Annotated in this window: 12 protein-coding genes and 1 pseudogene; 4 read left to right on the forward strand and 9 right to left on the reverse strand. The window is 27.8% G+C overall.

Annotation, left to right across the window (positions count from 1 at the left end; all coding sequences use genetic code 11):
- Position 1: 1 nt before the first annotated feature.
- Entirely contained in the window at positions 2–2,002 is a 2,001-nt protein-coding gene (locus BHYOB78_RS03650) for an FUSC family protein (protein ID WP_020064164.1), read from the reverse strand.
- Between the two features lie 145 nt (positions 2,003–2,147).
- On the opposite strand from BHYOB78_RS03650, the gene BHYOB78_RS03655 reads away from it, so the two are divergent.
- Together BHYOB78_RS03655 and BHYOB78_RS03660 are read left to right on the forward strand one after the other, a co-directional pair.
- Positions 2,148–2,651, forward strand: coding sequence for a hypothetical protein (locus BHYOB78_RS03655; protein ID WP_012672027.1), 504 nt, complete (start codon positions 2,148–2,150; stop codon positions 2,649–2,651).
- 2 nt (positions 2,652–2,653) lie between these two features.
- Positions 2,654–3,067 carry an META domain-containing protein gene (locus BHYOB78_RS03660; RefSeq protein ID WP_020064163.1) on the forward strand — a complete coding sequence of 138 codons (414 nt, stop codon included), beginning with the start codon at positions 2,654–2,656 and terminating at the stop codon, positions 3,065–3,067.
- 61 nt (positions 3,068–3,128) lie between these two features.
- Here the strand turns inward: BHYOB78_RS03660 and BHYOB78_RS13575 are convergent, their stop codons facing one another.
- The 6 genes and pseudogenes from BHYOB78_RS13575 to BHYOB78_RS03685 all read right to left on the reverse strand — a co-directional run bounded on the left by BHYOB78_RS13575 (position 3,129) and on the right by BHYOB78_RS03685 (position 9,464).
- Positions 3,129–3,284, reverse strand: coding sequence for a hypothetical protein (locus BHYOB78_RS13575; protein ID WP_012672029.1), 156 nt, complete (start codon positions 3,282–3,284; stop codon positions 3,129–3,131).
- A 12-nt stretch (positions 3,285–3,296) separates the two neighbouring features.
- Positions 3,297–4,319: a galactose/methyl galactoside ABC transporter permease MglC gene (mglC, locus tag BHYOB78_RS03665; RefSeq protein ID WP_012672030.1), complete on the reverse strand. Its 1,023-nt coding sequence runs from the start codon at positions 4,317–4,319 to the stop codon at positions 3,297–3,299.
- A gap of 21 nt (positions 4,320–4,340) precedes the next feature.
- Positions 4,341–5,846, reverse strand: a complete 1,506-nt coding sequence (gene mglA / locus BHYOB78_RS03670) for a galactose/methyl galactoside ABC transporter ATP-binding protein MglA (RefSeq protein WP_012672031.1) — start codon at positions 5,844–5,846, stop codon at positions 4,341–4,343.
- Between the two features lie 116 nt (positions 5,847–5,962).
- A pseudogene (locus tag BHYOB78_RS03675) lies at positions 5,963–7,015 on the reverse strand (galactose ABC transporter substrate-binding protein).
- Positions 7,016–7,333: 318 nt separating this feature from the next.
- Positions 7,334–8,362, reverse strand: coding sequence for a galactose ABC transporter substrate-binding protein (locus BHYOB78_RS03680; protein WP_012672033.1), 1,029 nt, complete (start codon positions 8,360–8,362; stop codon positions 7,334–7,336).
- Between the two features lie 85 nt (positions 8,363–8,447).
- Positions 8,448–9,464: a galactose ABC transporter substrate-binding protein gene (locus BHYOB78_RS03685; RefSeq protein ID WP_012672034.1), complete on the reverse strand. Its 1,017-nt coding sequence runs from the start codon at positions 9,462–9,464 to the stop codon at positions 8,448–8,450.
- Positions 9,465–9,694: 230 nt separating this feature from the next.
- On the opposite strand from BHYOB78_RS03685, the gene aroB reads away from it, so the two are divergent.
- Positions 9,695–10,756, forward strand: a complete 1,062-nt coding sequence (gene aroB / locus BHYOB78_RS03690) for a 3-dehydroquinate synthase (protein WP_028331302.1) — start codon at positions 9,695–9,697, stop codon at positions 10,754–10,756.
- A gap of 293 nt (positions 10,757–11,049) precedes the next feature.
- On the opposite strand, the gene BHYOB78_RS03695 is transcribed toward aroB, so the two are convergent.
- Positions 11,050–11,481: a flavodoxin gene (locus BHYOB78_RS03695; protein WP_012672036.1), complete on the reverse strand. Its 432-nt coding sequence runs from the start codon at positions 11,479–11,481 to the stop codon at positions 11,050–11,052.
- Between the two features lie 29 nt (positions 11,482–11,510).
- Entirely contained in the window at positions 11,511–12,092 is a 582-nt protein-coding gene (locus tag BHYOB78_RS03700) for a DUF3793 family protein (protein ID WP_020064161.1), read from the reverse strand.
- Positions 12,093–12,441: 349 nt separating this feature from the next.
- Between BHYOB78_RS03700 and htpG the strand changes: the two genes are divergently transcribed.
- A complete protein-coding gene (gene htpG / locus BHYOB78_RS03705) occupies positions 12,442–14,361 on the forward strand; it encodes a molecular chaperone HtpG (RefSeq protein WP_020064160.1) in 1,920 nt (639 codons plus the stop codon).
- Positions 14,362–14,722: the final 361 nt, after the last annotated feature.

Raw genomic sequence — 14,722 nt, forward strand, 5'->3', positions numbered from 1 at the left:
ATTATAATATATTATCTATATTGTCTTTTATTGAGTTATTAATAGAGTTTATACTGTCAAAGCAATTTTCTAATCTATAAAATATATATGAATCTGTTTTTATAACATTTCTTTTATTTTCTTCGCTGTTAAAATCATTAATTTCATTTTTGAATAATTTGGCAGTGTTTTCTAAAGTGCTTGAAATATTTTCAACAAATATTAATATATTATGTCTATCTTCCGGTCTATTATATTTTTTCATAAGATTTATTAATTGTTCTGCTTCCACTATAAATTTTCTATTACTTTCTATTAATGAGTCAGTTATAGGAGTACCTTTGTATCTTGTTTGATTTTTTTCATGTATTATAATATTGTTTTTTATCATATAAGCTTTTAATAATATTTCGTATAGATATTGAGATGTAGTTTCATTATTTATAGCTTTTCTCATTTGATTTATTATTATAGTATCTATTTCTATCAGTTCGCTTATTTTATCAACCATTCCCTTATGGCTTTCAGTTCTTATTATAAAATGATCGAATACCCATACAATAGAAAGTGCTATTATTATAAATCCTACTCTTGATGAAGCTGACATCAATTTAGGCATATACGGAAATGATGATATTAATGCTGAGATTGTACCATATATTTTTTTTAAAAAGTCATTAATAGAGGCAAGAGATAATATGAAGCATACTCCTATAGCAGGAATAATCATGTCATAAGGTATATATTTAAAGAAAACTGAAAAAATAAATACACCTATAAAATTTCCTAAAACATTTATTTTTAAATTATGTTTTTGTTCTTCATAAAATGGATATAGCATTATATATGACAATATAGGAAGCCAATAACCTCTTATTGCTATTCCTTCAGGAAGGAAATATCTAACAGTAAATGATATACACATTATGATGCCCATTTTTAGCGAGAATCTGAAATGGCATTTATTTATATTAAATTCTTTTCTTAATCTTATAAATTTTAAATTGAATAATCTTGTTATTTCAAATTCATCTTTCTTATTTTCAAACATATTGGATAATATATTTTTTAATTTCATAATGGTATATACCCATTCATAATTACTTTTTTCATTGCTTAAAGAATAATTGTCATTAAAGTAGTCTATATCATTTATTACATTATTATATTCTTTTTCATGCTTTGATATATCTTTTTTTAATAGATTGGATATTTTTTCTAGTATTTTTGAAAGCTCTATAAAATATTCTGAATCTTGATCTGTAAAATTAGCGATATTCTGATGTTCTTTATCTATTAAAATATTTATTTCTTCCAAAAATAAAACAAGCTGGAAATGATTAATATTTCTATTATTCATAGTATTATGTCTTTTTAATGTGTCTACATATATTGCTGAAGTATATCCGTTAATAATAGGAAATAGATCATCTTTTTTATTTAATGAGCAGGTTTTATTATATAGTGATGATATTTTCTTATTTATAGCCTCTATTCCCTTGCAGGCTAAATTATTAGAAACTTTATGTTTTGTAAGTAATCTATTTAATACTAAAAATATAAATATTATGAGTAAAGCCGTTAATATAGCTTCCATTCTTAAATGTATATCTGATATTGGTATATTATAGGCTTGTAGAAGAACATAAGCAAAACCATATATGAAATAATTTCTAGGTACAAAATCATCTGAAAGCAAGTATACTATAGAGAATGGAACTATAAAATTGAGTGTTATAGTAAAAAATAGATTTTGTTCTGCTATGGTAGCTAAAAATCCTAATAAAAGTATTCTAAAAGCTACAGTAGGAAAATTTTCTATTGTGAAGCTTTGACGCATTAAAGCACATATAAATATAGAAATTACACCTATAGTGGCATTTTCTCTTCCAAATAGGTTAGTAGATAATACCATTATGAAAAGTCCTACTAATACGCTTGGCAGAAAATCTAAGGCTCTTTTTATAAATGCAATCAATATTTCTTTTTGCTTTTGATAAAAATTTTTATTTTTAAAAAACATTGGAATTAATTTGTATTTTTTTATTATATTTATAATACAAGACTATATTACAAATAAAAAATAGTCAATAAAAAATTATATAATTTTTCATTATTGCCGATATTAAAAATGAGATATCATATCTTAATTTTAGGGGGATTAGATTATGCCGCCAGTAATCATAGAACATGAAGAATATCCTTCTGTGGTTGTTATAGAATATAACAGCATATACAGAAATGAATTACAAAATTTTATACATAATATCAAAATCAAAGATAATAAGGAAGAGGTTTTTGTTGAGCCATATTTCAATAAAATTCTTCACACAAATAATACTAATATAGGGCTTTTAACTATAGATGGAAGAATTAACGGATATTATTATATAAATAAAGATTGTGTATTAAAATATATATATATGAATTATCCATATAGAAGAAATGGCTTTGCTAAACTGCTTTTAACTCATGCAATAAAAGCTAATCCAAATATACAGTTTGAGAAGAATGCTAATCAGGCCTATACTAGACTTATAAGTTCTCCTATATTTGAAGATGTACTTAAAGGTAACTCTTCAGGAGCATTCGATAATGGCGGAGGATCAATGGATACATTTGAAGATCTCAGCGGCGGCGGAAGTAAAGAAGGGGAGCTTACTCTATTTTAATTTTGAAAAGATTTTTATATGTAAATATAATATTGATCATATTCTTGATTGTATCCTGTGCTCATAATGCAGTTTCTATATCTGAAGAGCCTATAATAGAAGAAAAGATTAAAGTTTATCATCTTATAAGTATGCATCCTGCTATGAATATAACCATTAGTATAGATGATAATAAAATATACGGTAAATCAGCTATAAATGATTATTGGGCTAATTGCAAAATTGAAGGTGAAGGAATATCAATAGATATGATAAAAACTACTAGAAAAACAGATAATGCTGAAAAAAGAAGAGTAGAAGGCGATTATCTTTCAATACTTCAAACAGCATATTCAATTAAAATAGATGGAAATAAACTTATAATATATACAAGGTTTATAGATGAACCTCTTATCTATGAAGAAATAGAATATTAAAGAAATGAAAATTAAAAAGGCTGTACTTAATAATAATAAGTACAGCCTTTCTTTTTATATATTAGCTGTATATTAAACCAGCAATATATCTTACAAACTCAGCTATTAAAAAGATCATTACTATGAAACCCAAGAATATCCAAGATTTCAAAGTTCTTTTTCTAGTTTCCTTTTTATTAAATTCTCTCCTAAAAGGATCGTTATTATCATATTCCATAATAAAACCCTATCACACTTTTTTCAAATACTTTTGTGTATCAACTGCAACAGCAGCAATTATGATAGCACCCTTAATTATGTATTGCATATATGGTGAAATACCAACGAATGTCATACCATAGTTAATAACTTGGAATATTAATACACCAGATACAATACCTATAATAGAACCGATACCGCCAGAGAAAGAAACTCCTCCTACAACGCAGGCAGCAATAGCATCAAGCTCATAACCATTACCTAAGTTGTTAGTAGCAGAACCAACACGAGCAACTTCTAATGAACCAGCTATACCATATAAAGCACCAGCCATAGTATAAACTATCATAAGAGTAAGAGGAATATTTACACCAGAAACAGCAGCAGCTTCAGGGTTGCCTCCAACAGCAAATATATTTTTACCTAATTTAGTTTTATTCCAAATAACCCACATTATAGCAGTTATTATGATAGCAAATATAATTAGGTATGAAATAGTATAGTTTCCTATTTTTATACCTCCCAAAGCAAGATTACTAAATCTAGGATCAAGTCCTCCAATAGGCTGAGCACCATAAGGAGGTCTATCAAAATAAGTACTAGTTACACCATAAAGTATAAGCTGCATACCTAAAGTGGCAATAAATGGAGTTACATAAAGTTTAGAAATAATGAATCCATTTATAAATCCGAATACCATAAGTATAAGCATAACTAAAAGTATAGGGAGTATAACCGGAAGCATAGGTAAATCAGGATACATTCTAGTAGGGTTAGAAGGAGATTGTAAAAGTGAAGCACTTACAACAGCAGCAAGTCCTACAGCTCTACCAGCACCTAAGTCGTTACCTTGAGTTACAAGAAGTGTTCCAATACCTACAGCTATTATCATACGAGTAGAAGCCTGAGCAAATATATTTAAGAAGTTACTTAATTTGAAGAAACTAGGGTCTTTAATGATAATACCTATAAGTATTACGAGTAATGCTGCAAATATAGCATTGTTTAATATAAATGATTTAATAGTTTTAATGTTTATTTTATTTTTATCCATGATCCTTCCTTTTGATTAAAATTATAAATATTTAGCAGACAATGCCATGATTTCTTCTTGATTAGTATTTTTAGTTTCAACAATACCAGCCACTCTTCCATTACTCATAACCATGATTCTGTCAGTGATACCGAGTAATTCAGGCATTTCAGAACTAACCACTATTACAGCTTTTCCAACAGTAGCTAAATCTATAATAAGTCTGTATATATCATATTTAGCACCAACATCAATACCTCTTGTAGGCTCATCAAGCATCAATATATCAGGTTTACTTAAAAGCCATCTTCCTAATATAACTTTCTGCTGGTTTCCTCCAGATAATGTTTGTATAGCTGTTTTTTCAGAAGGAGTTTTTACCTGCATGCTGTCTATAACCCATTTTGTATCTTCCTGCATCTTTTTATTATCCAAGAATCCAAATTTATTTTTGTAATGGTCTATATTAGCTATAGTAGAATTAAAATTGATAGATAGCATACCGAATATGCCTGTTTGTCTTCTTTCTTCGGTAACCAAAGCGAATCCATTTTTTATAGCTTTTCTTGTAGAAGAATTGTTAACCTCTTGAGCCATTTTAAATACATGACCTGAAGATAAAGTTCTCATACCGAATATACTTTCTAGTACTTCAGTTCTTTTTGCTCCAACAAGTCCTGCAATACCAAATACTTCTCCTTTTCTTACACTAAAGTTAACTTCTTTAAGAGAAGGCTGATAAAATGCAGTAAAATCTTTTATTTCTAAAATATCCTCTCCAGGAACATTTGTTTTTTCAGGGAAACGATTAGTTAAATCTCTTCCTACCATCTGTTTAATAATCATATCAGTAGTTAATTCTTTAGATGGGGTAGTAGCAACATATTTACCGTCTCTCATTATAGTAACTTCATCAGATATTTGAAGTATTTCTTCCATCTTGTGAGATATATAGATCATACCTACGCCTCTGCTTTGAAGTTTTCTAATGATTTTAAATAATTTAGCAACTTCTTTCTCTGTAAGCGAACTTGTAGGCTCATCTAATACCAATATTTTAGAATTATATGAAACTGCTTTTGCTATCTCTACCATTTGCATTTCAGATACAGATAATGTAGATACTTTTGTTCTAGGATCCAGAGGTATTTCTAAATCATCAAAAATTGCCTTAGTATCATCATACATCTTTTTTTCATCAATAATAACGCCGTATTTGGTAGGATATTTTCCAAGCCATATATTATCTTGTATATTTCTTTGTCTAACTTGGTTAAGTTCTTGGTGCACCATAGCTACACCATTATTCAAAGCTTGTTTGGGTGATATAAAGTTTACTTCTTTACCATCTAAGAATATATGTCCTTCATCTTTACGGTATATACCGAACAAACATTTCATCAAAGTAGATTTTCCAGCACCATTTTCACCCATAAGAGCAACTACTTCGCCCTCTCTTACGGTTAGCTGTACATCATCTAATGCTTTAACACCCGGAAAAGACTTTGAAATACCTTTCATTTCAAGAACAATTTTTTTATTATCCATATATTAAAACCTTTATTTTTCAAACTCTGCTAATATAAAATAAATTTAGATATTAGATAATTAACAAATAAGGGATATTAAAAGATTAATATCCCTTTTTCATTAAAAATTAATTATTATTTATAAGCTTCTTCAGCAACGTTTATATTGTCTTTAGTTATAGGTACATAAGGAACGCGAACTGCTTTAACTTCGTCTAAAGTCCAAGTAGTACCATCTAATGGATCTTTTCCAGCAGCAACGTTTAAAGTAATATCAACTAGAGCTTGAGATTGTCCAACTGGGTCATTAAGAACAGAACCTACTACAGTTCCTTTTTTGATTTCATTGATCATATCAGGAATAGCATCAACACCTACTATAGGTATGAATTTAGTAGTATCGCCTTCTTTGTTATATCCTAAAGCTTGTACTGCCTGTAAAGCACCTAAAGCCATAGCGTCATTGTTACAGAAGATATATTCAAGTTTGTCGCCATATTTCTGTATCCAAGCATCAACTATATCTTTAGCTTTTGCAGTGTCCCACATAGCTGTTTGTTCTTCTAATTTTTCTACTTTAAGACCGTTGTTAGTAACGTATAAAGTAACATGGCTAGTTCTAGCTTCAGCATCTGGGTGTCATGGTTCGCCTTTTAATAAAGCGTATTGTATAATTCCGTCACCGTTTTTGTCCCAAGCTGGATTAGCTTTCCAAGTATCTACAACGATTTTACCTTGCATGTCGCCTGATTCTTCAGGAGTAGTTCCTACATACCAAGTTTTGTCATAGCTAGCCATAGCTTCAGCACTAGGCTGTTTATTGAAGAATACTACAGGTATATTTTTAGTTTTAGCTTTATCTATGATAGTTTGAGCAGCTTGAGGGTCTACCAAGTTAATAGCTAATGCTTTTGAATCTTTTTGTATCATAACATCAACTTGGTCATTTTGCTGAGCTTGGTTGTTTTGAGAGTCATTGATTATCAAATTTGCTTTTCCGCTAATTCTAGTTTCAATGTTTCTTCTGTAGAAAGACATAAAGTTATCATCGTAACGGTAAATTGTTACTCCGATAGTTGGACCATCAGTAGTTGTTGTGGATGATGAAGAAGATCCGCCTCCGCAAGATACTACGAAAAGTGAAGACATTATGAATAATGCCGCCATAACAATAAATGACTTTTTCATATTAGAAAACTCCTTAAATTAATTAATATTCTCTTAGTTAATTAGTATATAAATTTATTTTCTTAAATCAAGTAAAATCACTTTTTTTGATTTTTGGATATTTATATAAGACTATTATTTTAATATTTATATGATTTTATGTAAACTTTTTGACTTTTATCTAGAAATTCATCAATTTAATGATTAAAAATTTATTATTTTTTTATTTTTATAATAAAATTATTTTTATTTTTTATCATAAAAAAGGTAAGATATTAAAATTATCAATATCTTACCTTCGTATAAATATTTGTGATTTAAAATTTAAATTATCAATATTTATTTATATGCTTCAGCGGACTCATCTATGTTTTCTAAAGTAATTGCTCTATAAGGAACTCTTACAGCTTTTACATCATCTAATTTGTATTCTGTGCCGTTTAATACATCTTTTCCGCTTGCTACATTAAGAACCATATCAACTATAGCTTTTGCCTGATCTTTAGGGCTTTGTAAAACTGTACCTACTACAGTTCCTTTTTTTATTTCTTCGATAACTTCAGGAATAGCATCAACTCCTACTATAGGTATAAATTTATTGCTGTCTCCTATGTTATATCCCTGTTTTTGTATAGATTTTAATGCTCCTAAGGCCATAGCATCGTTATTAGAGAATATGAACTCTATATCATTTCCGTATTTTTCTATCCAAGAATCAGTAGCTGTTTGAGCTTGAAGTATATCCCAATTTGCTGTCTGTTCATCTAATTGTTCTATATTGATGCCGTTATCTGTTAAAACAGCCTTTATTCTTTCAGTTCTAGCTTCAGCATCTGGGTGTCCTGCTTCTCCTTTTAATAAAACATACTGAATTTTTCCATCTCCATTTTTATCCCAAGCAGGGTTTGATGTCCAAGCCTTAACTACTATATCACCTTGTATATTTCCGGATTCTTCACTCAATGTACCTACATACCATGCTTTATCATAAAGCATCATATCTTCTTTACTAGGTTCTTTATTGAAAAATATTACAGGTATTCCTGTAGGCTTTATTTTATTGATCATAAAGCTAGCTGATGCAGGATCTACCAAATTAATTGCTAATGCATCAACTTCTCTTTGAATAGCTGCATCTACCTGATCATTTTGCTTAACCTGATCATTTTCTGAGTCATTCATTACAAATTTTGCTTTTCCATTTAACATAGTTTCAATATTTCTTCTCATAAATGAAATAAAGTTGTCATCATATCTGTAAATAGTGATTCCAACTTCTATCTCATCATTAGATTTTGAAGAATTGCCGCAGCTAATTAATGATATAAACAATAAAACTGATGAAATAATAACTATTGCTTTATTCATAAAAAACTCCAATTTTTTATATAATAATATCCTAGTTTATTAAAAAAAAATATATAAGTCAAATTAAATTATGAAAAAATATAATTTATTTGTATATTTTTATTGCTGTATCCAAATTATATTTAGTTATAGGTATATATGGTATAACAATATATTTTTCATTATAATAACTAATATGTAAACCATCTAAAGGAGATTTTCCACCTATTATATTACTAGAAACAGAGCATAAAGTTTCAGCCTGTATTTTAGGGTTTTGCATAACAGTAGCAAATATTCCATAATTATTTATTGCTTCTAAGCATTCAGGTATACCATCTATTCCAACTATAGGTACATAATTGAGCATTCTGCTGCTGTTATTATATCCGATTTCTTTTAAAGCATCCAATGCTCCTAATGCAATATAATCGTTATTGCATATAATATATTCTATTTTTTTACCATATTTTAATATTAAACTTTTCATTATCCTTGTTGATTCATCTCTTTTACCCATAGTAGAAATTTCAGCTAATATATCTAATTTGATATTATTAGAAGATATGTATTTTTTCATATACTCAGTTCTTTTTACGGTATCATTATCATTCAAATCGCCTTTTAATATAATACATTGTATTTTACCGTCTTCATTTTTATCCCAATTCATTCTATCTTTCCAGCTTTCTGCTATTATTCTGCCCTGAGCATATCCTGCTTCTTCACTTATTCCCCCAATATACCAAACTTTATCATAAGTTTTCATAACTTCTAAGCCAGGTTCTCTATTAAAAAATATTACAGGTTTATTATTTATGCTTATTTTGTCTAATACTTTTTGAGCTTGAGTTTTATCTACCAAATTTATTGCTAATAGATTAACATTCTTTTGTAAGAACATATCTATCTGTCCGTTTTGAGTTGATTGACTATTATAAGAGTCTACCATAAGCAGGGAAGTATTTCTATTTATATTTTTTTCTATATATTGCTTTAAAAATTTCATGTAGCTGTCATCATATCTGTAAAGTGCCACACCTATAGAATTTGTTTTTCTTTGTGTATACAATAATACAGAAGATGATAATAATATTAATAATAAAATAATAAATCTTTTCATTTATATATACTCCTAATAATGACTTTTAAATTATAGTAAAATAGTTTTTATTGTCAAGTTTATAAATATTCAAATATGATTTTTATATTATGAAAGTTTGTTTTTTATACTAGTTTTATATAAAAAATATAAAACTTTTTTAGTTATTATAAAATATAATTTTATATTTTTTTATTTTTGAAAATGATTTATAATGAACAAAACAATAAAATATAATGGATTTTAATGATATGAATAAAGTAGAAGTAAGAATACAAAATGATTCAATTATCAGTTATGATATTTTAGTTCAAAAGGGATTAATAAAAGATACTGGTAAATTAGTAAAAAATATACTAAGAGGAAAAAGAGCTTTAATAGTTACAGATGACATAGTAGATAAACTTTATACTAATATAGTAAAAGAAAGTTTAGAAAAAGAAGATATTATCACTTCTGTATGCGTTCTTCCAAACGGAGAGCCTAATAAAAATATAGAAAGCATTAATAATATATTTTCATCATTGGCAAAAAATGAATTAAGCCGCAAAGATATAGTAATAGCATTAGGAGGCGGAGTAATAGGAGATATGGCAGGATATGCTGCTGCTGTTTGGATGAGGGGTATAGATTTTGTACAGATTCCTACCACATTACTTGCATGCGTAGATTCTTCTGTTGGAGGAAAGACAGGTATTAATATAAAAGAAGGAAAAAATTTAGTAGGTGCTTTTCATAGTCCTAAACTAGTTATAATAGACAGTGATACTTTATTAAGCCTTCCTAAAAGAGAGTTTAATGAAGGAATGGCTGAAGTTATAAAGCATGCATTTTTATTTGATGAAGCACTTTTAGAATTGATAGAGGCACATATTCATAATAATAAGAATTTGGATATGGATTTTATATTAAAGAGAAACTGCGAATTAAAAGCTCATATTGTACAAATAGATTATAAAGAAAAGAAAGAAAGAATGTTTTTAAACTTCGGACATACTATAGGGCATAGTGTTGAGAATGCTGCTGGTTATGGGGTATTGCTTCATGGAGAGGCTGTTGCTATAGGTATGATTTTTGCTATAGAGTATGGTATTCGAAAAGGTATAACTAAAGACAAAAATATATTAGAAAGAGCTAAAAATGTATTAAGCAAATTTTCTCTTCCAATATCAATACCTGATAACATTAATTTAAAAGACTCAATTAAACTCGATAAAAAAAGAAGCGATGATAAAATCAATTTTGTATTTTTAGAATCTATTGGAAAACCTTATGTTGAAAAAGTGAGTATTGATGATATTTTAAATGAATAAATTTGCTGTGGTACTTATGCTTTTTATTGTTATGCTGATATTATGTGAGTCTAATACAAAATAAAAGCAGCAGATTCCGCTTCAGTTGATATAAAAGATAATAGTTACAGTCTAACTTTTCAGATAGATCCTAACACAGGAAAATTGTCATCACCTGAATATTTCTTTGATCATGACAATGTTATGATGAATGATATTGGTAATATTATGAGTATTATAATTAATAAATAATTAAGAGGCATTAACTTTTTTATAAGCTAATGCCTCTTTTTTGTTTTAGGATTTATTTAAACTCATGCTTTCAATAATGTTTCACCCAAAGACTTACATTCATCAACTGCATTATCATCTGGAGCAAGATTAGCAATTAGTCCGTCTTTTACTAAAGAAGCACCTGAACTGCTTACATCATCTTGCCAGTTTCTCATCCATTCTCCGTCGCCCCAATCGTAAGAGCCGAATAATGCAACTTTTTTACCTGATAAACTTCCTCTTATAGAATCATAGAAAGGCTGAAATTCTGATTCTTCTAAAACTTCAGCTCCCATAGCAGGACATCCTAAAGCTAATTTTGAATAGTTATTTATATTTGCTGCATCAAAACTAGATACATCAAAAATATCAGCTTCTCCTCCTGCATTTTCTACTCCTTTTTTTACATTCTGAGCCATAGTTTCTGTATTACCAGTACCGCTCCAATATATTACTGCTATTTTATTACTCATATTATTACCTCCAATCTATATAATAATTATTAATTTTGAATATACATTTTGTAATCGTCCATTATTTCTAATATGCCCTTGCCGTTTAAAAATGTATTTATATAAAAACTTCTGCATTCATTATATCTATTGAATGTTTTTATAGCTTCATTTTTATTATGATACACTTTCCAATATCCTGTATGCAGGCTGTTTTTGCCGTAATTATTTATAAAGCCGTATATGTCCATAAGAGGATACCCCAAAAATATTCCTATCTCATGAGGAAAATCTTTATTGTTTTGCATTCTATATCTCAATAGTTCTATACACTTATACACATTTTTAGCTTCATATCCGTAATTCTCTAAAAAATCGAAAACATCATCATTCAAAATATATTCTTCAAGCCTTTTTTTATTATAAACATAAACTATAACTTTATTATCATAGTCTTTTATTATAGATACATTTATATTACGGCTGTTTAATATTTTATTGTATGATGCAGCTTTTTTGTAAACCTCCCTTTTAGAGCTGTATTGATATGTAAATATATTGGCTATCTTTATGCCTGACAGAGCAGGTGCACAGTGATTTATAATTAACTCATCAAAACTATATTCTTTCATTGTTAGAGTATTCTAACATATATTTTAGAATTGTCAATACTTTTGTTGGTATATTCTAACTTTTTTATTAATAAATTCTATTTGATTATTTTTATATGATATTTAGAATTATTTAAATAGATAAAAAAATTATATTAAATATTTTACATTATTATCATTTATGCAATTATAATAGTTAATATATTTAATAAAAAATAGACATTATTTATTTTTTAATAATTGATTTTTTTAATTTTTTGTTATAATATATATACATTCAATTTTTAGACTTTATATATTCTCTTTAATACTTTTATATATTTAATCTTTAACCTGTAAAGAATTTTATTTAAAAATAAAGGAGTTTATTATGGCAGAAAAACAAATACTCAATTTTGAAGCCGAAACTAAACAGATATTAAATTTGATGGTGCATTCTATATACACCCATAAAGAAATATTTTTAAGAGAACTTATATCAAATGCAAGCGATGCTTTGGATAAAGCAAGATTTGAATCTATAACAAACACAGATAAATATACAGATATAGATAATTTAAGAATAAAAATAGAAGTAGATGAGCAAAATAGAACATTAACTATAAAAGATAACGGAATCGGTATGACTAGAGAAGATGTTATCAATAATATAGGTTCTATTGCAAGAAGCGGTACTAAAGCATTTTTAGAAAAAATACAAAAGGATAAAGAAGCATCAAAAGAAAGCGGAATAGATTTAATAGGGCAATTCGGAGTAGGTTTTTATTCAGCATTTATGGTTGCTGATGATATTATATTGGAAACAAAGCATGTTGATAGTGAAAAAGGTGTTCGTTGGGAGAGTAATGGAGACGGTTCTTATTCTATAGAAGATATTGATAAACAAGACAGAGGAACTACTATTACATTAAAATTAAAAGGAAAAGATGAGAAATTAGAAGAAGACGGTTTTGTTGATGATGATTACTGCAACAGATACACTTTAGAGAGTTTAATACACAAATATTCAAACTATGTTCATTATCCTATAGTAATGGATATGCCTATACCTAAGAAGGACGAAAAAGAAGTTCAGCAATATGAAGAAAAAACTATTAACTCTATGATTAGTATATGGCAGAAGTCAAAAAGCGATGTTAAGCCCGAAGAGTATAATGAGTTTTATAAAGAGCATTTCCATGATTATGCAGCACCTTTTGAAGTTATACATACAAAGGCTGAAGGTACTATAGAATATACAGCACTTTTATTCATACCTTCAAGGGCTCCTTTCAATTTCTTACATCCGGATTTTGAAAGAGGATTAGAGCTTTATTCTAGAAATGTATTTATAATGAGCAAGTGTAAAGATTTGCTTCCTGAATATTTAAAATTCGTAAGAGGTTTGGTTGATTCTCCTGACTTCTCTTTAAATATTTCAAGGGAGATTTTACAGCATAGTACTCAATTAAAAAGAATAGCTTCTAATGTTGAGAAGAAAATTTTAGATGCTTTAGAAAATATACTTAAAAATGACAGAAAGAGATATGAGAAATTCTTTAAAGAGTTCGGTGAGTCTATAAAAATAGGCATATATTCAGATTTTGATAAAAAAGATAAATTAGCTAATCTTTTATTATTCCAATCTTCAAATACAGCTGATGATGAGTATACAACATTAGCAGAATATAAGTCAAGAATGAAAGAGGGACAGGAGTTTATATATTATGCTGCTGCTAAGGATAAATCTGCTATAGAAAAACTTCCTCATATGGAAGGTATGAAGGATAAAGGATATGAAGTTCTTTATTTCACTGACAGAGTAGATGAATTTATGATTACTATGATGAAAGAGTTTGATGGTACTAAACTTCATTCTATACTTCAGGCTGATAATAGTGATTCTGAAAACAAAGATGAAAATAAAGAGTCAGCTAATAAAGATATACTCAATGCCATAAAAGATGTATTAGGTGCGGACAGAGTTGCTGAGGTAAGAGAAACTAACAGACTTAAAGAAAGTGTTGTATGTTTATCTAATAAAGAAGATTCTATCAGCTTTAATATGGCTAAAGTTCTTGCTGAAACAGGTAATAATATGTTTGGAATGAAGCCTGAAAGAGTATTAGAGATTAATACTTCTCATGATGTTTTCAAAGCTATGGAAAAAGAATATCAGGCTAATAAAGTTTCAGATATGTTTAAAGAGTATAGCGAGCTTTTATATGATGAGGCATGCATACTTGAAGGACTTCCTCTTGAAGATCCTAAACTATTTGCTAGCAGAATGAGTAAATTAATGCTTAAATAATAATTAATTAAAATACTAATAATTATAAAAAGGGCTGTATTAAAAATGCAGTCCTTTTTATTTAAATTTTTAAACCTAAATAAAACTTGGGCGGGTATACTTTTATTTGTAAATGAAGTTTAAAATATGTATGCAAATCAAAAAAACTATGGTGCGTGGTATATAGATAGATTTTTAAAGAAATGGGATATATGAAGTTATTTTTTAATAAATTTATGTTTTAATACTTTATTTAACTATTTTTAAAATTCAAAGCCATATATAATATATCAAAATTGTTTATTCATATATTTGCGGTAAGGTATATATTGAAATCAGGTTTATATTTTAATTTAAAATTTGAATTTTAAGATATTATAAA

Source organism: Brachyspira hyodysenteriae ATCC 27164 (assembly GCF_001676785.2).
GTDB lineage: Bacteria > Spirochaetota > Brachyspiria > Brachyspirales > Brachyspiraceae > Brachyspira > Brachyspira hyodysenteriae.